The organism is Pseudomonas sp. MPFS (assembly GCF_022537035.1).
Lineage (GTDB): Bacteria > Pseudomonadota > Gammaproteobacteria > Pseudomonadales > Pseudomonadaceae > Aquipseudomonas > Aquipseudomonas sessilinigenes.
Genome location: NZ_CP066123.1, coordinates 5,229,329 through 5,245,337 on the forward strand (window position 1 = coordinate 5,229,329; position 16,009 = coordinate 5,245,337).

15 protein-coding genes are annotated in these 16,009 nt (G+C 65.1%); 3 read left to right on the forward strand and 12 right to left on the reverse strand.

Translation table 11 applies throughout. From position 1 onward, the window contains the following. Positions 1–54 precede the first annotated feature (54 nt). Both I9018_RS23895 and I9018_RS23900 read right to left on the reverse strand, forming a co-directional pair. Positions 55–489, reverse strand: a complete 435-nt coding sequence (locus tag I9018_RS23895; RefSeq protein WP_241107656.1) for a nuclear transport factor 2 family protein — start codon at positions 487–489, stop codon at positions 55–57. Between the two features lie 164 nt (positions 490–653). Next, positions 654–1,151, reverse strand: coding sequence for an N-acetyltransferase (locus tag I9018_RS23900; RefSeq protein ID WP_068579342.1), 498 nt, complete (start codon positions 1,149–1,151; stop codon positions 654–656). Between the two features lie 184 nt (positions 1,152–1,335). Between I9018_RS23900 and I9018_RS23905 the strand changes: the two genes are divergently transcribed. Next, positions 1,336–1,488: a hypothetical protein gene (locus tag I9018_RS23905; RefSeq protein WP_164487301.1), complete on the forward strand. Its 153-nt coding sequence runs from the start codon at positions 1,336–1,338 to the stop codon at positions 1,486–1,488. Here I9018_RS23905 and I9018_RS23910 read toward each other — a convergent pair. The 8 genes from I9018_RS23910 to I9018_RS23945 form a co-directional block, all read right to left on the reverse strand. Continuing rightward, the gene (locus I9018_RS23910) at positions 1,467–2,162 is read right to left on the reverse strand and encodes a response regulator (RefSeq protein ID WP_241107657.1); all 696 of its coding nucleotides are present in this window, start codon (positions 2,160–2,162) and stop codon (positions 1,467–1,469) included. The two genes, I9018_RS23905 and I9018_RS23910, sit on opposite strands and share 22 nt — an antisense overlap. Beyond that, positions 2,159–4,852, reverse strand: coding sequence for a sensor histidine kinase KdpD (locus tag I9018_RS23915; protein WP_241107658.1), 2,694 nt, complete (start codon positions 4,850–4,852; stop codon positions 2,159–2,161). The genes I9018_RS23910 and I9018_RS23915 overlap by 4 nt, the downstream gene beginning before the upstream one ends. A gap of 56 nt (positions 4,853–4,908) precedes the next feature. Beyond that, entirely contained in the window at positions 4,909–6,981 is a 2,073-nt protein-coding gene (gene kdpB / locus I9018_RS23920) for a potassium-transporting ATPase subunit KdpB (RefSeq protein ID WP_241107659.1), read from the reverse strand. 12 nt (positions 6,982–6,993) lie between these two features. Beyond that, positions 6,994–7,677 (reverse strand): potassium-transporting ATPase subunit KdpC, encoded by a 684-nt coding sequence (gene kdpC / locus I9018_RS23925; RefSeq protein ID WP_124346983.1) that lies wholly within the window; start codon positions 7,675–7,677, stop codon positions 6,994–6,996. 9 nt (positions 7,678–7,686) lie between these two features. After that, on the reverse strand, positions 7,687–9,393 hold the full coding sequence (kdpA, locus tag I9018_RS23930) for a potassium-transporting ATPase subunit KdpA (RefSeq protein ID WP_241107660.1): 1,707 nt from the start codon (positions 9,391–9,393) through the stop codon (positions 7,687–7,689). 166 nt (positions 9,394–9,559) lie between these two features. Continuing rightward, the gene (gene kdpF / locus I9018_RS23935) at positions 9,560–9,658 is read right to left on the reverse strand and encodes a K(+)-transporting ATPase subunit F (RefSeq protein WP_068579325.1); all 99 of its coding nucleotides are present in this window, start codon (positions 9,656–9,658) and stop codon (positions 9,560–9,562) included. A gap of 255 nt (positions 9,659–9,913) precedes the next feature. Next, the gene (locus I9018_RS23940; RefSeq protein ID WP_124346981.1) at positions 9,914–10,402 is read right to left on the reverse strand and encodes a GyrI-like domain-containing protein; all 489 of its coding nucleotides are present in this window, start codon (positions 10,400–10,402) and stop codon (positions 9,914–9,916) included. A 68-nt stretch (positions 10,403–10,470) separates the two neighbouring features. Continuing rightward, complete coding sequence (locus tag I9018_RS23945) at positions 10,471–11,133, reverse strand: LysE family translocator (RefSeq protein WP_124346980.1); 663 nt, start codon at positions 11,131–11,133, stop codon at positions 10,471–10,473. 281 nt (positions 11,134–11,414) lie between these two features. Here I9018_RS23945 and alaC point away from each other — a divergent pair, with 281 nt between their 5' ends. After that, on the forward strand, positions 11,415–12,629 hold the full coding sequence (gene alaC / locus I9018_RS23950; protein WP_068579315.1) for an alanine transaminase: 1,215 nt from the start codon (positions 11,415–11,417) through the stop codon (positions 12,627–12,629). Between the two features lie 158 nt (positions 12,630–12,787). Here alaC and I9018_RS23955 read toward each other — a convergent pair whose 3' ends face one another. Then, on the reverse strand, positions 12,788–14,140 hold the full coding sequence (locus tag I9018_RS23955) for a GntP family permease (protein ID WP_068579313.1): 1,353 nt from the start codon (positions 14,138–14,140) through the stop codon (positions 12,788–12,790). An 84-nt stretch (positions 14,141–14,224) separates the two neighbouring features. Continuing rightward, entirely contained in the window at positions 14,225–14,758 is a 534-nt protein-coding gene (locus I9018_RS23960; RefSeq protein ID WP_241107661.1) for a gluconokinase, GntK/IdnK-type, read from the reverse strand. A 217-nt stretch (positions 14,759–14,975) separates the two neighbouring features. On the opposite strand from I9018_RS23960, the gene I9018_RS23965 reads away from it, so the two are divergent. Beyond that, positions 14,976–16,007, forward strand: a complete 1,032-nt coding sequence (locus I9018_RS23965; RefSeq protein WP_068579305.1) for a LacI family DNA-binding transcriptional regulator — start codon at positions 14,976–14,978, stop codon at positions 16,005–16,007. Positions 16,008–16,009 lie beyond the last annotated feature (2 nt).

Genomic DNA, 16,009 nt, shown 5'->3' on the forward strand with positions numbered 1-16,009 from the left:
GTGATCGGGCTGATCAACTATGGTCGCTGTTTTGACCTTTGGCGAACCCGCGGCTCAAGGTTCAAGGTCGAACAAGGTAGTGCCGGTTTGCATGTCGAAGGGCGCCGACCAATGCTCGTGCACCACCTGCCACTGGCCGCCCAGGCACTGGTAGGCCGCGCTGACCCGCATCCAGCAGGTCTTGCTCACACCGTCGGCATCGGTGCCGCCGCAATGGGCCAGCCAATGGGCGAACGCCAGCTCGTCGCTGGCCTGCACGTGTAGCTGGTGGAACTCGAAGATCCCAGGGCCTGGGCAGACCTGCATGCAAGCCTGCCAATGCGCACGGTAGGCCTCCTTGCCTTTGAATTGCAGGGCGCCGACCGCATCGAAGGAGACGATGTCATCGGCGTAGAAGCTGACGATCTGCTCGATATCCCTGGCCATCACCGCCTGCCGCCAGTGGTCGATCAGGCTGCGTACGCGGGCTTCACTGGATGGATTGGACATGGCGAAATTCCTCGAAAGGTGAAGTGGATGTCACCGAGCAGGCTGCTCGGTTCATCCCTAGTCGCCTGGGGTTTCGCACAATCGACAATGCAGGTGAAAAAAACCACGCCAACCATGCAGGCACAAAAAAGGCCGCGACATAGCGGCCTTTGGCGGTGGCGGAACTACAGAGCCCGCACCATCTCATGCCAGGCCATGCCGCCGTGGTCCGAGGCCGATGCCTTGAGGTAGACGAAACCGAAGCGCTCGTAGAGCGGCACATGGCGCTCCTTGCACATCAGGTGGATACGCGCCTTGCCAGCGCCAGCCATGCGCGCGATGAACGCCTCCAGCAACTGCCGGGACAGGCCCAGGCCCTGGAAGTCCGGATGCACCACTACCGACATGATCACCACCTCGGGGCCTGCCGGGTCGTGGCCGACCAGTTCCTTGAAGGCCTCGTCGGCCATCTGCACCTCGAAGGTGGCGCCAGAGTTGATGAAACCGGCCACCACGCCCTCGACCTCGGCGACGATGAAACCCTCGGGCCAGGTGGCGATACGCGTGGCGATCTTGTCCCGGGTCGCCGCTTCGTCGCCTTCGTAGGCCAGGGTCTCGATGGCGAAGCAGCGGTCCAGGTCGGCAGGCAGGACGGTGCGGATCAACGGGGTCGGAGCGGTCATGGAACACCAGCCTGAAGTCAGTTGGGGGTGGCCGATTCTAGCAAGGACCCGGCGATATGTATGACCGGCATAGCGTTCGCTGGCCGCCCCGTAAAGCTTTCATATAAGCCCTGGCCAGGCTCGCGCCGAGGGACTATCTATCAGCTCCCCGACGCTTCGCCGCGTCTTGCCAAGGACCTAGACCATGAGCTCTGCCCAGATCGGTTTTTTCGTGTTGTTCGCCATTGCCACCTTCGGTGGCATCACCTTCTACCTCGACTTCTTGCACGAGCGCCGTCGCGACAAGCGCGTATCAGACGCTAGCCAGGCCCGGGCTCAGAGCCCCACCAGGCGATAACCTACCTGCAACTCGGTAATCAGATGCTGGGGCTGGGCCGGGTCGGCTTCCAGCTTCTGCCGCAGATGGGCCATGTGTACCCGCAGGTAATGGGCCCGGTCGACATAGTCCAGGCCCCAGACCTCCAGCAGCAGTTGACGATGGGTCAGGACCCGGCTCTGGCCGCGGATCAGCGCGCAAAGCAGGCGGTACTCGATTGGCGTCAAGTGCACCAACTGTCCGTCGCGGTGCACTTCATGGGTCGCCAGGTCCACCTCGATGGCGCCGAAGTTCACCTTGCTGGTGGCCGCTGCCGTCCCACTCTGGCCATGGCGGCGCAGTTGCGCGCGAATCCGCGCCAGCAGCTCCGGCACGCCGAACGGCTTGACCAGGTAATCGTCGGCTCCGGCGTCCAGGGCGGCGACCTTCTCCGCTTCCCGATCCCGCGCCGAAAGCACCAGGATCGGTACCGCCAGCCAGCCCCGTAGTTCGCTGATCAATTGCTTGCCATCGCCGTCCGGCAGACCCAGGTCGACGATCACCAGGTCCGGCTGGCGGCTGGCCGCATGGATCAGCGCGCGCTTGACGCTGTCGGCCTCGAACACCTGGAAACCTTCGTCTTCCAGGGCGATACCGACGAAGCGGCGGATATTGGCTTCGTCCTCGACGATCAGGATGCGGGGGCTGCTGCTCATAGGGTTTCCATCGAAGGCGGTTGTCCCGCCGGCAAGGTGATGACAAAACTCAGCCCGGCGTCGGCGTGAGGCTGGGCCTCGATCCGTCCGCCATGGGCCTCGACGATACGCTTGGCCAGGGCCAGGCCCAGGCCGATCCCGGCCACGGCCGATTCCTGCTGGCCACGGCTGAAGGCCTCGAACAGGCTGGCCGGGGAACTGCCCTTGGGGCAACCAGGGCCGCTGTCGCTGACCTGCAGGATGATCTGCTGGTCGACCTGGCGCGCGCTGACCTGCACCAGGGTCCCGGTCGGGGTGTACTTGGCAGCGTTGTCCAGCAGGTTGACCAGTACCCGCTCCAGCAACAGCGCGTCCACCTCCACCAGCGGCAACTGCGGCGCCATGGCGACCCGTACCTGATGCCCGGCCAGGGGCTCGCGCAACTGGCGCAGGGCACTGCCGACGATCTCCTCCAGGGAGTTCCACTGGCGATTCAGACGCACCCCACGCTCCTGCATGCGGGCCATGTCCAGCAGGTTCTCGATCAGCCGCTGCATGGAGCCGGCCTGGTCATGGATACCCCGCAGCAACTGCGCCAGGACGCCGTCGGGGGCATGGGGCAAGGCGGCGTCGGCAGCGCCGATGATGGTGGTCAGGGGGGTGCGCAAGTCATGGGAGATCGCCGCCAGCAGGGTGTTGCGCATGCGCTCGCCCTCCATCTGCACCACGGTGCTCTGGGCCACCTCGACGTAGTGCACCCGTTCCAGGGCGATCGCCAGCTGGCTCATGCTGGCTTGCAACAAGCGTTGTTCTTCCGGCTCGCGCAGCCGCTCGGGGTCCGCCAGTTCCAGCACCAGCACGCCACGCACGCGCATCGGCGCCTTGAGCGGCAGGTAGCGCCCCCGGGCTGCCGCCAGGGTATCGGTGCCGCTACCGGCCGGCTGGCCATGATCGTAGGCCCACTGGGCGATGCTCTCGTCCAGTTCCAGGCCATTGGCGCTCAAGGCCCGCATGCGATCGCCGGCATCCGGCAGCGCCAGCCCGACCCGGGCCGCGAACACCCCGCTGAAGGTGCGCAGGGCCACGGCGCAGATCTGCTCCTCGGTGAGCGCCGCCGACAGCTCCCGGGCCAGCCCGGCCAGGGACGTGGCCCGGCGCTCTCCCTCGGCGGCGGTACGCGCCTGGTGGCGCAGGCGCGCGGTGAGCTGGCCGGTGATCAGGGCGATGCCGAGCATCAGGGCGAAGGTGAAGAAGTACTGGGTGTCGTTGACCGTGAACGACCACACCGGCTGGACGAAGAAGAAATCGAAGCACAGCACCGCCAGCATCGCCGCCCAGACCCCGGGCCCACGCCCCAGGCGCAGGGCCACCAGGACCACGGTGAGCAGGAACAGCATCACCACGTTGGCCGGATCAAAGACCTTCAACAACAGCGCCGCCACTGCCGTGGCGGCAAAGCACGCCAGGCTGGCCCACAGGTAGGCCGGCGCACGACTGGGCGCCAGGCCGGCCTCGGGCTTGGGCGCCACGCTACGCTGGCGGTCCGCTGGCCCATTGGCGATCACGATCTGGTCGATTTCCGGGTGCTGGCGACTGAGGCGATCACTCACCGACTGGTGCCAGACCTGCCACACCCGTCGCGGGTAATGACCCAGCACCAGGCGATTGGCGTTGTGCTCGCGGGCACAGGCGGCCAGGGCCTCGGCCACATCCATGCCGGGCAGGGTCGCGGTCTCGGCACCGAACTCGGCGGCCAGGGCCAGGGTCTTCATGGCAGCCGCATACCGACTGGCGCCGATGCCCCGACGCTGGGCCGGCGCCACGTGCACCACCATCCAGTCGGCCTCGAGTTTCTGCGCCAGGCGCGCCGCCTCGCGCACCAGGCGCTCGTCCGCCGGGTCCCCGGCGATCCCCACCAGCAACCGCTCCCGGGCCGGCCAAAGGGCGTTGATCGAGCGTTCGCGGCGGTAGTCGCGCATCTGCGCGTCGACCCGGTCGGCGGTGCGACGCAGGGTCAGCTCGCGCAGGGCCAGCAGGTTGCCCTTGCGAAAGAAGTTGCGCGAAGCCCTCTCCGCCTGGGGCGCCAGGTACACCTTGCCGTCCTTGAGCCGGCGCAGCAGATCGTCCGGCGGCAGGTCGATCACCAGCACTTCGTGGGCTTCGTCGAACAGATGATCGGGCACCGTCTCACGCACACGGATGCCGATGATCCCGCTGACGATGTCATTGAGGCTTTCCAGGTGCTGGACATTGAGGGTGGTCCAGACGTCGATGCCGGCCCGCAGCAGTTCTTCGACGTCCTGCCAGCGCTTGGGATGCCGGGAACCCTGGACATTGCTGTGGGCCAGCTCGTCCACCAGCAATACCGCCGGCTGGCGGGACAGGGCGGCATCCAGGTCGAATTCGGGCAAGGCATGCTCACGGTGCATCAGCTGGTGCCGGGGCAGCACCTCGATGCCTTGCAGCAGCTCGGCGGTGTCGCGCCGGCCGTGGGTCTCGACGATCCCGGCCACCACGTCGCGACCCTGGGCCAGTTCCTGGCGGGCGGCGGTGAGCATGGCGCAGGTCTTGCCGACCCCGGCGTTGGAGCCGAAGTAGATCCGCAACTTGCCGCGTCGGGCGGCCTGCTCGTCCTGCTGCAGTTTTTCCAGCAACGCATCGGGATCGGGGCGCCCATCGCGGGTTGTCGTACCAGTGTCGAGAACAGCCATGTGCATCCTTGAATGAACAAGGCGGCGCTCCGGAGAGCGCCGCCTTGCGAGTCCTGTCAGACCAGGCCGAGCCCGGCCAGCAGCATGTCGATCAGTTTGATCCCGGCAAAGGGTACCAGCACCCCGCCCAGGCCGTAGATCAGCAGGTTGCGGTTGAGCAACGCCGCCGCCCCGATGGAGCGGTACTTCACGCCCTTGAGCGCCAGGGGGATGAGGAAGACGATGATCAGGGCATTGAAGATCACCGCGCTCAAGATCGCCGAGTTCGGGCTGTTCAAGTGCATCACGTTCAACGCCGCCAACTGCGGGTAAGTAGCAACGAACGCGGCCGGTACGATAGCAAAATACTTGGCCACATCGTTGGCCACGCTGAAGGTGGTCAGCGCGCCACGGGTCATGAGCATCTGCTTGCCCACCTCCACCACCTCGATCAGCTTGGTCGGGTTGCTGTCCAGGTCCACCATGTTGCCGGCTTCCTTCGCCGCCTGGGTGCCGCTGTTCATGGCCACGGCCACATCAGCCTGGGCCAGGGCCGGGGCGTCGTTGGTGCCGTCGCCGGTCATGGCCACCAGCTTGCCCTTGGCCTGGTAATCGCGGATCAGTTGCAGCTTGTCCTCGGGCCGGGCCTCGGCGAGAAAATCGTCGACCCCGGCCTCCACGGCAATGGCGGCGGCGGTCAGGCGGTTGTCGCCAGTGATCATCACGGTCTTGATGCCCATGCGCCGCAGCTCGGCGAAGCGTTCCTTGATCCCGCCCTTGACCACGTCCTTGAGCTCCACCACGCCCAGGGCCTGGGCCCCGTCGCTGACCACCAGCGGCGTGCTGCCACGGCGCGAGACTTCATCGACCTTGGCCTGCAGGGCTGGCGCAAAGCTGCCGCCCAGGGCCCCGATGTGGCGGCGGATGGCATCGGCGGCGCCCTTGCGGATGCAGCGACCCTGGGGCAAATCGACGCCGCTCATGCGGGTCTGGGCGGTGAAGGGCACGGCACTCGCACCCAGGGTCGCAAGGTCGCGCCCAGCGATGTCGAACTGTTGCCGGGCCAGGACCACGATGCTCCGCCCTTCAGGGGTTTCATCGGCCAGGGACGCCAGTTGCGCGGCATCCGCCAGTTCGCTGTCGCGGATCCCCGGGGCCGGCAGGAAGGCGCTGGCCTGGCGATTGCCCAGGGTGATGGTGCCCGTCTTGTCCAGCAGCAGCACGTCCACGTCACCGGCCGCCTCCACCGCGCGGCCGGAGGTGGCGATGACGTTGGCCGACATCATCCGGCTCATGCCCGCCACGCCGATGGCCGACAGCAGGCCGCCGATGGTGGTGGGGATCAGGCACACCAGCAGCGCCACCAGCACCGTGGCACTGACCACGCTGCCGGTGCCGCTCATGGCCACAGCGAACAGCGAATAGGGGCTCAGGGTGACGATCACCAACAGGAACAACAGGGTCAGGCCCACCAGGAGGATGGTCAGGGCCACCTCGTTGGGGGTCTTCTGCCGCCGCGCCGATTCCACCATGGAGATCATGCGGTCCAGGAAGGATTCGCCGGGGTTGACGCTGATGCGCACCACCAGCCAGTCGGACAGCACCTTGGTGCCGCCGGTGACCGAGGAGAAATCACCGCCGGCCTCGCGGATCACCGGCGCCGACTCACCGGTGATGGCGCTCTCGTCCACCGTGGCCACGCCTTCGATGACCTCGCCGTCCAGGGGCACCAGGTCGCCGGCCTCGATCAGCACCACCATGTCCTTGCGCAACTCACTGGCGGCCATGGGCAGCCAGGCGGCGCCGTGCCGTGGCTGTTGCAGCAACTTGGCCAGGGTCTGGCGCTTCATGCCCTTGAGGCTCGCCGCCTGGGCCCGGCTGCGGCCCTCGGCCAGGGCCTCGGCGAAGTTGGCGAACAACACGGTGAACCACAACCACAGGGTGATGCTCAGGATGAAGCCGCTGGGGGCCTCGCCCTGCCCGCCCAGGGACTGCAACCACAGCAAGGTGGTGAGCAGGCTGCCCAGGTAGACCACGAACATCACCGGGTTCTTCCACTGCGCCTGGGGCAGCAGCTTCTTCACGGCATCCAGGCACGCCGTTAACAACAACCCACGGTCGAACAAAGCTATACGAGCGTTCTTACTCATGATCGGCGTCTCTTACTCACTGGCCGCGAGGGGCGAGGCAGGCATGGGCGCCAGGGCGTCCAGTGCGAGGTTCAGTTGCAGCACATTGACCCGGGGCTCGCCCAGCAGGCCGAAGGTGCGGCTTTCGCTGTGTGCTTGCAGCAGGGCTTGCAGCTCGCCCGGCGGCAGGTGCCGTGCGCGAGCCACCCGCTCCAGCTGCAGCCGGGCGTTGGCCAGGGAGATGTGCGGGTCCAGGCCGGACGCCGACGCCGTCACCGCGTCCACCGGCACCAGGCTGTCGGCGGCCAGGCCATTGAGTTGGCGGTAGGTACGGGCCCGCTCGGCGACGCTGTCCAGCAGCTTCTGGCTGGTGGGCCCCAGGTTGCTGGCACCACTGGCCCCGGCGTTGTAGGGCTGCGGCACGCTCTTGCTCGGGTCCAGCGGATCGCTGCCCAGGGTCATGCTGGGCCGACCCTGGAAATACTCCGGCCGCTGGAAGGCCTGGCCGATCAGGCTGGAGCCCACCACCAGGCCGTTGCGTTGCACCAGGCTGCCCTGGGCCTGGAACGGAAACAACAGGTTGGCCAGCAGCGTGGTCGCCAGCGGATAGGCCAGGCCGGTCAGTGCCAGGCACAGCAACGCCGCCACCAGCACCGGGCGCAGCAGGCCCTTGAACAGCACCGCGGTGGTGCCCTGGGTTTGCATTTGCGTAGTCATCACAACCCCTTACTTGTAGGTCTGGCCGGCCAGCAACTGCAGTTGCTCCACCAGCGGGCCGAGCGCGAGCGCCGGCAGGAAGGTCAGGCCACCGACCACCAGCACCACGAACACCACCAGGAACATGAACAGCGGGGTCGCGGTGGGAATGGTGCCGGCGCCGGCCGGGATGTTCTTTTTCGCCGCCAGGGAGCCGGCCACGGCCAGCATCGGCAGCATGGTGAAGAAGCGCCCCATGAGCATCGCCAGGCCGATGGTGGTGTTGAAGAACGGCGTGTTGGCGTTCAGCCCGGCGAACGCCGAACCGTTGTTCGCGGTACCCGAGGCGTAGGCGTAGAGCACCTCGCTGAAACCATGGGGACCCAGGTTGTTAAGGCTGTTGAGGGTGTCCGGCCAGAGCGCCGCCAGGGCGGTGAACCCGAGGATGCAGATCGGATGCGCCAGCACCGAGAGCATCACCAGCTTGATCTCCCGGGCCTCGATCTTCTTGCCGAGGAACTCCGGACTGCGGCCGATCATCATGCCCACCAGGAACACCGTCAGCAGGGCGTACTGGATCAGGTTGATGAAGCCCACGCCGTCGCCGCCGAACACGCAGTTGAGCATCATCTGCGCCAGGGGTACGAAACCGCCCATGGGGGTCAGCGAGTCGTGCATGGCGTTCACCGAGCCGGTAGTAGCACCGGTGGTGGTGGTGACGAACAGCGCAGTGTCAGCGATGCCAAAGCGCAGCTCCTTGCCTTCCATGTTGCCGCCGCTCTGGGTCGCCGACAGTTGCTGGTCGGCTCCGGCCAGGGTCAGCAGCGGGTTGCCGCTCTGCTCGGCAGTGAACACGATGGCCAGGAAGCCTGCGAACATCACCAGGAAGGTGCCGAAGAACACCCATCCCTGGCGCCGGCGCAGCAGCATGCTGCCGAAGGTGTAGGTCAGCGCCGAAGGAATCAGCAGCATGCTGAGGATGTGCAGGACGTTGGTCAGCGGCGTCGGGTTCTCGAACGGGTGCGCGGCGTTCATGCTGAAGAAACCGCCGCCGTTGGTGCCGATGTGCTTGATCGACTCGAAGCTGGCCACGGCGCCGACGATCAACTGCTGGCGGCCACCTTCCAGGGTGGTGGCCAGGGCCTCGGAGTCCAGGGTCTGGGGCATGCCTTGCCAGACGTAGACCAGCGCCATCAGCAGGCACAAGGGCAGCATCACCCGGTACAGCACGCGGATGAAATCCACCCAGTAGTTGCCGATGTCCGCCGAGCTGGAACGGCTCAAGCCACGGATGAAGCCGGCGGCGGCCACCACTCCGGCGGTGGCGCCGACGAACATCAGGAAGGTGATGGCCGCCATCTGGCTGAAGTTCGACAGGCTGCTCTCGCCGGAGTACGCCTGCCAGTTGGTATTGGTGATGAAGGAGGCGGCGGTGTTGAACGCCAGGTCCGGGCTCTGCGCCGCCAGCCCCAGCGGGTTCAGGGGCGTCAGCCCTTGCAGGCGCAGCATCAGGTAGCCCAGCAGCATCATCGCCGCGTTGGACAGCAGCAAGGCCGAACCGTAGCGGGCCCAGCCCATGGCCTCGCCAGGGTCGATCCCCAACAGGCGGTAAGTGGCGCGCTCCGCCAGGGCATGGCCACGGCCGCTGAAGACCCGCGCCAGCCACTTGCCCATGAGCACGGCGAGCCCGGTCATCAGACCGAGGATCACCGCGTATTCCAGCACAGTACTCAACATGTCGATGCTCCGTTCAAATCTTGCCCATGGCGACGATGCCCAGGGCCGTCAGTACAAAGAACCCCAGGGACAGGCCCACGAAGATCAGGTCGTACATGGCTGGTTTCCTTTCTCGAGAACGCCCCAGGGGCGCATGCAGGTAGGTGGCGAAGACTGGGAGCGCGCATCAGAACTTCTCGGCGCGGATCAGTGCATAACCCAGGTAGGCGAACAGCAACACAGCGCAAAAACCACTGGCGCCGTAGATGAATGACAGTGTCAGCAAGGCAGCTCCCCTCGAATGCGTTGAGGTCGCACCAGGGGCGTTATCAGCAACCCATGGCGCAACCGTTCGAGGCGCCCGGCAAGGGGCGCCGACAGGGAGTCGGGAACGAGCCGTCCACCGCCCTCCTCTGCGCCACGCAGGTTAGGTGAGCGCGCATCAAGGCCGGGCACTGATTGCAGGGGGCGGTATTAAGACGGCATAAAGATTGCGTTGGACGCGCTGTAGATCGGGGGCGGACTACGCCCCCCGCCAGCTTCAAGCAGCCTTGAGAGGCAGCCAGATTTCCACGACCCCGGTGCCGGTATCGGGGTTGAAATCGGCGCTATAGCGTTCGAACGAGGGTTCGTCGGCAGCCTGGCGCGCGGACTGCGGCAACCAGGTACGCCAGATGTAATCGAAGGTACGGGGCAGGTCCTGCAATGAGCCACCGTGCTCGAATACGGCATAGTGCTGCGACTGCATTTCGATCCAGCGGTAGTGTTCCGGCAGATCGTCGAGCTTGCTGATCTCGACCCCGGCGATGTACTCGAAACCGCCTTGCCCGTCTGGGTTGGAGTGCACGCCGTAGGTCACGTCATTGACCTGGCCCGGCACTTTGCCGACATGGGGAATGAAACGCTGCCACAGCTGGCTGATCGCCTGGGCGCTGGCAGGAACGAAGCGCTGGCTGAAACCGGCGACCAACAAGAAATGCCCTCTTTCGAAGCGCGGCTCTGGACCTGTGCCTGGTTTTTGCTCATCCATGAATGCCACTCCTGCCACTGAAAAATGGGTTCGAGGGCAAGTATAGAAGCCCTTGGACGGCTCTTGGCTCAGAGCGCCGGAAGGTCGCTTACCCGGGCATCGACAATAAACTCCTGGTAACCGGAAAGGATCACATACACCGCGAAATAGCAGAAGATCGCTGCAGATGCCAGGTAGGAATAGCGCAATAGCTTGTCCCCCAGCAGCTTGCCGCCCTGGGTCGCCGCCAGGCACAGCCCCAGGGTCCAGGTCAGCCCGGCACAGAAGAAGCCGCCAAGGAACAAGGCGGAGTCGACGATGCTGCCACCTCCGGAGCGGGCAATCAGGGTGCCACCCACGGCGGCGAACCAGAGGATCGCACTGGGAGAGGACATGGCCAGGAAAATCCCCCGCAGGAACTCCTTGCGCGGCGAGCCCCGCTCCACCTCCCCGGCGGTATTGAGCAACGCATCGTGATGGATCGCGGCGTAGAGCATCTTCGCTGCGAAATACACCAGCAGCGCCGACCCACCCAGCCAAAGTACCCAGCGCACCGTCTCGTACTGCAGCAGCACGGTCATTCCGGCCAGGGCCAGCAGCGCATAGATCAAGTCACCGAAACAGGTTCCCAGGCCCAGGCAAAAGCCCTGGAAATAGCCACGCTGCATGGCCAGGGTGATCATCGCGATATTGGCCACGCCGATGTCCAGGCACAGCGAGAGGCTCAGCAAGAAGCCGCTGGTAAACTCCATCATTCATCCTGTTTGCTGCTGTTGTTCGAAGGGCTTGCGGGCCTTGGGGAGCGCTTGAAAAACCACTCGGGCAGGTATCGCCCGCAACCGTTGCAGGCAAGAAGCGTGCACGTTATAGCGACAAAGCCTGCGCTCTCGCAAATCCCCGGGCGGCCTGCAAAATAATTTTTCGCTCCTCTGGACAAGCCCTCGCCGGCGCCTTTATCGTCTGCCTCGCAGGCCACCGCAGTGGCCAACGTCGCTCGGACGGTTCCGGGCGCTTACGTCTATTCGAGGCAACAATGGCCGAACAAGGTTCGCCGCGCCGCTTTGCGCGCATTGATCGACTCCCCCCCTACGTTTTCAATATCACTGCCGAGCTGAAGATGGCTGCGCGTCGGCGCGGCGAAGACATCATCGACTTGAGCATGGGTAACCCCGACGGTGCGACCCCGCCGCATATCGTCGAAAAGCTGGTGCAGGTCGCCCAGCGCGAAGACACCCATGGCTATTCCACTTCCAGGGGCATCCCACGGCTGCGCCGGGCGATTTCCCGCTGGTACCAGGAGCGCTACCAGGTCGACATCGACCCGGAAAGCGAAGCCATCGTCACCATCGGCTCCAAGGAAGGCCTGGCCCACCTGATGCTCGCCACCCTGGACCACGGCGACACCGTGCTGGTGCCCAACCCCAGCTATCCGATCCATATCTACGGCGCGGTGATCGCCGGCGCCCAGGTGCGCTCGGTGCCACTGGTGCCCGGCGTGGACTTCTTCGCCGAGCTGGAACAGGCCATCCGTGGCTCGATTCCCAAGCCGAAGATGATGATCCTCGGCTTCCCGTCCAACCCCACCTCGCAATGCGTGGAGCTGGACTTCTTCGAGCGGGTGATCGCCCTGGCCAAGCAGTACGACGTGCTGGTGATCCACGACCTGGCCTACGCCGACATCGTCTACGACGGCTGGAAGGCCCCGTCGATCATGCAGGTGCCCGGGGCCAAGGACATTGCGGTGGAGTTCTTCACCCTGTCCAAGAGCTACAACATGGCCGGCTGGCGCATCGGCTTCATGGTCGGTAATCCGGAGCTGGTCAGCGCCCTGGCGCGGATCAAGAGCTACCACGACTACGGCACCTTTACCCCGCTGCAGGTAGCCGCCATCGCGGCCCTGGAAGGCGACCAACAGTGCGTGCGCGATATCGCCGAGCAGTACCGGCAACGGCGCAATGTGTTGGTCAAGGGCCTGCATGAGCTGGGCTGGATGGTGGAGAACCCCAAGGCCTCGATGTACGTCTGGGCCAAGATCCCTGAAGCCTATGCCCACCTGGGCTCGCTGGAGTTCGCCAAGAAGCTGCTGGCCGAGGCCAAGGTCTGCGTCTCGCCGGGCGTAGGGTTCGGCGAGTACGGTGACGATCACGTGCGCTTTGCCCTGATCGAGAACCAGGACCGTATCCGCCAGGCCGTACGCGGCATCCGCGGCATGTTCCGCGCCGACGGCCTGGTGCACAAAGGCGCGTGATGCAGCTTCTGTAGGAGCCAGGTTTGCCGGCGCTGAACGATAACGCAGCAAGCCAGCCATCGCGGGCAATCGAGCGTCGACCGGCCGCTCCTACAATCGAACAGGCACAAAAAAACCGCATCGCTGCGGTTTTTTTGTGGGCGGCGTAGCGCAGGAGGTCAGACCACCAGCGACAGCAGCAGGATGAAGATCAGGCCCACCACCGACAGGATGGTCTCCATGGCCGTCCAGGTCTTGAAGGTTTCGGCCACGGTCATGTTGAAGTACTGCTTGACCAGCCAGAAGCCGGCATCGTTGACGTGGGACAGGATCAGCGACCCGGCGCCGGTGGCCAGCACCAGCAGTTCGCGGTTGACCCCGGGGATCATCCCCACCACCGGGACCACGATCCCGGCGCCCGTGATGGTGGCCACGGTGGCAGAACCGGTGGCGATGCGGATCACCGCCGCTACCAGCCAGGCCAGCAGGATCGGCGAGATCTGCGCGTTGACCGCCATATGGCCGATCACATCACCCACGCCGCTGGTCACCAGCATCTGCTTGAAGCCACCACCGGCACCGATGATCAGGATGATCGCCGCGGTCGGCGCCAGGCTGGCGTCCAGGAGCTTGAGCATGCGCTTGGAGTCGATGTTCTGCTTGTAGCCGAAGGTGTACAGCGACAACAGCAGCGCCAGGAGCAAGGCAGTGATCGGGTGGCCGATCATGTCCATCCAGATGCGGAAGAAGTGTCCGTCCGGCAGGGCCACGTCGGCGAAGGTCTTGAGCAGCATCAGGAACACCGGCAGCAGCACGGTCACCAGGGTCACGCTGAAGCTGGGCAGCTCGCTGCTCTGGGGTTCGCGGGCCAGCTGGTCCACCAGTTCCTGGGATGGGTTGCCAGGAATGTACTTGGCAATGAAGGTGCCGTAGATCGGACCGGCGATGATCGCCGTGGGCAGCGCCACGATCAGGCCGTAGAGGATGGTCTTGCCGATATCGGCGCCGAACACGCCGATGGCCAGCAGCGGCCCCGGGTGCGGCGGCACCAGGCCGTGGACTGCGGACAGGCCGGCCAGCAGCGGGATACCGATCTTGATCAGCGAGACCCCGGTACGCCGGGCGACGATGAACACCAGCGGGATCAGCAGCACGAAGCCGATCTCGAAGAACAGCGGGATCCCCACCAGGAAGGCGGCGAACATCATCGCCCACTGCACCCGTTCCTTGCCGAACGAGCGGATCAGGGTCTGGGCGATCTGATCGGCGCCGCCGGACTCGGCCATCATCTTGCCGAGCATGGTGCCCAGCGCCAGGATGATGCCGACGAAGCCGAGCACGCCACCGAAGCCGTCCTGGAACGCCTTGATGATCTTGTCCACCGGCATGCCCGAGGTCAGGCCCAGGAAGCCGGCCGCGATGATCAGGGCGATGAAGGGATGCAGTTTGAAGCGGGTGATCAAGACGATCAGCCCGATGATGGTGACCACTGCATCAACCAGCAGATAGGTCTCTTGGGACATGCCAAACATGAGTTTGCCTCCGGTTTGTTGTTTTTATTAAAGCGTTAAAAACAAGGGCCGAGTGGGATAGCGCTACCTTTTTCGAGGCGACACTTAGCGTGAAGGTTCGAGGCCATTTGCCAGCCACCATTGGTGGGCCAGCTCGGCCAGGCGCAGGACGCTCAGGTTGCTGGCATCCAGGGCCAGGGTGAGCGGCTCCCCCACCGGGGATTCGAGGGTGGCGAACTGGCTGTCGATCAGGGTCGATGGCATGAAATGCCCTGGCCGGTGCGCCACGCGATCGGCGGCGACTTGCGGCGTCAGTTCGAGGAAGACAAAGCCCAGGCCGGGGGTCGCGGCGCGCAGGCGCTCGCGATACTGGCGCTTGAGGGCCGAACAGGTCAGTACCGGTTGCTGGCCGGCGGCCAGGGCACGGCGCAATTCCTCGCACAGGCTGTCGAGCCAGCCGGCACGATCGTCGTCGTCGAGGGGGATTCCGGCACTCATCTTGGCGATGTTCGCGGCAGGGTGGAACGTATCGCCTTCAATGGCCGTGGCACCGCTGCGCTGGCACAGGGCCTGGCTGACGCTGGATTTGCCACAGCCGGCAACGCCCATGATGACCAGGGCGGTAATAGGTTGACTCATATAAGACCTCAGCGCGCAGACAGCGCTACCTTCGCTAGTTCTAGTTCTAGTACAAAAACAGTGTCTGCCGACGCCTTCTTGTCATTTTTGTGGGTTGCCGCGTATATAGTCCGCCAAAACCAAAGAGCGAGGAGTCAGGCACACCTCGCTCACGCATTGCAGCTGTTTTAGGACAGCGCTACCTTAGTGACTTGAATTTTGTTTGGCAAGCCGTCTGATGACCACCCAGAAGAACGATAAAAATTCCCGTACCACGGGCCGCCCAACCCTCAATGAAGTCGCACGCCTGGCTGGCGTCAGCCCGATCACCGCCTCCAGGGCGCTGCGCGGCGTCAGCAGCGTGGCCACCGAACTGGTGGAGAAGGTGCAGAAGGCGGCGCTGGAGCTGAACTACGTGGTCAACTCCGCCGCCCGCGCCCTGGCCTCCGCCCAGAGCCAGTCGGTGGTGGTACTGGTGCCGTCGCTGTCGAACCTGCTGTTCATCGAAACCCTGGAAGCCATCCACCAGGTGCTACGACCCAAGGGCTTCGAAGTGCTGATCGGCAACTACCACTATTCCCGGGACGAAGAAGAGAACCTGCTGCGCAACTACATGACCTACCAGCCCCGGGGCCTGCTGCTGACCGGTTTCGATCGGACCGAAAGCGCCCGGCGGATGATCGAGGCCAACAACATTCCCTGCGTCTACATGATGGACCTGGACAGCGCATCCGGGATCAACTGCGTGGGCTTCTCGCAGCTCAGCGCCGGGGAGACCGCCGCCCAGCACCTGATCTCCCGTGGGCGCCGGCACCTGGCCTACATCGGTGCGCAACTGGACCAGCGCACCCTGCTGCGCGGCGAAGGCTTCCGCCGGGCCCTGCAGGCTGCCGGGCTGTACAACCCGGACCTGGAACTGCTGACCCCCCGCCCCTCCTCCGTGGGCCTGGGTGGCGAGCTGTTCCTGCAACTGATGCAGAGCCAGCCCCAGGTGGACGCGATCTTCTTCGGCAACGACGACCTGGCCCAGGGCGCCCTGCTGGAAGCCATGCGCTGCGGCATCAAGGTTCCCGAGCAGGTGGCGGTGCTGGGCTTCAACGACCTGCCGTCCTCGGAATACATGGTGCCGCGCCTGAGCAGCATCAGCACGCCACGGGAAGCCATTGGCCGGCGCGCTGCCGAGCAGATGCTGACCCTCCTGGCCGGCAACAGCGTGGCCGAACCGGTGGTGGACATGGGCTTCGAGCTAAGGGTCCGCGAAAGCACCTGAGG

Coding starts and splice junctions, on each gene's coding strand:
- I9018_RS23895 (WP_241107656.1), bottom strand. CDS start 489: ATGTCCAATCCATCCAGTGAAGCCCGCGTACGCAGCCTGATCGACCAC.
- I9018_RS23900 (WP_068579342.1), bottom strand. CDS start 1,151: ATGACCGCTCCGACCCCGTTGATCCGCACCGTCCTGCCTGCCGACCTG.
- I9018_RS23905 (WP_164487301.1), top strand. CDS start 1,336: ATGAGCTCTGCCCAGATCGGTTTTTTCGTGTTGTTCGCCATTGCCACC.
- I9018_RS23910 (WP_241107657.1), bottom strand. CDS start 2,162: ATGAGCAGCAGCCCCCGCATCCTGATCGTCGAGGACGAAGCCAATATC.
- I9018_RS23915 (WP_241107658.1), bottom strand. CDS start 4,852: ATGGCTGTTCTCGACACTGGTACGACAACCCGCGATGGGCGCCCCGAT.
- kdpB (WP_241107659.1), bottom strand. CDS start 6,981: ATGAGTAAGAACGCTCGTATAGCTTTGTTCGACCGTGGGTTGTTGTTA.
- kdpC (WP_124346983.1), bottom strand. CDS start 7,677: ATGACTACGCAAATGCAAACCCAGGGCACCACCGCGGTGCTGTTCAAG.
- kdpA (WP_241107660.1), bottom strand. CDS start 9,393: ATGTTGAGTACTGTGCTGGAATACGCGGTGATCCTCGGTCTGATGACC.
- I9018_RS23940 (WP_124346981.1), bottom strand. CDS start 10,402: ATGGATGAGCAAAAACCAGGCACAGGTCCAGAGCCGCGCTTCGAAAGA.
- I9018_RS23945 (WP_124346980.1), bottom strand. CDS start 11,133: ATGGAGTTTACCAGCGGCTTCTTGCTGAGCCTCTCGCTGTGCCTGGAC.
- alaC (WP_068579315.1), top strand. CDS start 11,415: ATGGCCGAACAAGGTTCGCCGCGCCGCTTTGCGCGCATTGATCGACTC.
- I9018_RS23955 (WP_068579313.1), bottom strand. CDS start 14,140: ATGTTTGGCATGTCCCAAGAGACCTATCTGCTGGTTGATGCAGTGGTC.
- I9018_RS23960 (WP_241107661.1), bottom strand. CDS start 14,758: ATGAGTCAACCTATTACCGCCCTGGTCATCATGGGCGTTGCCGGCTGT.
- I9018_RS23965 (WP_068579305.1), top strand. CDS start 14,976: ATGACCACCCAGAAGAACGATAAAAATTCCCGTACCACGGGCCGCCCA.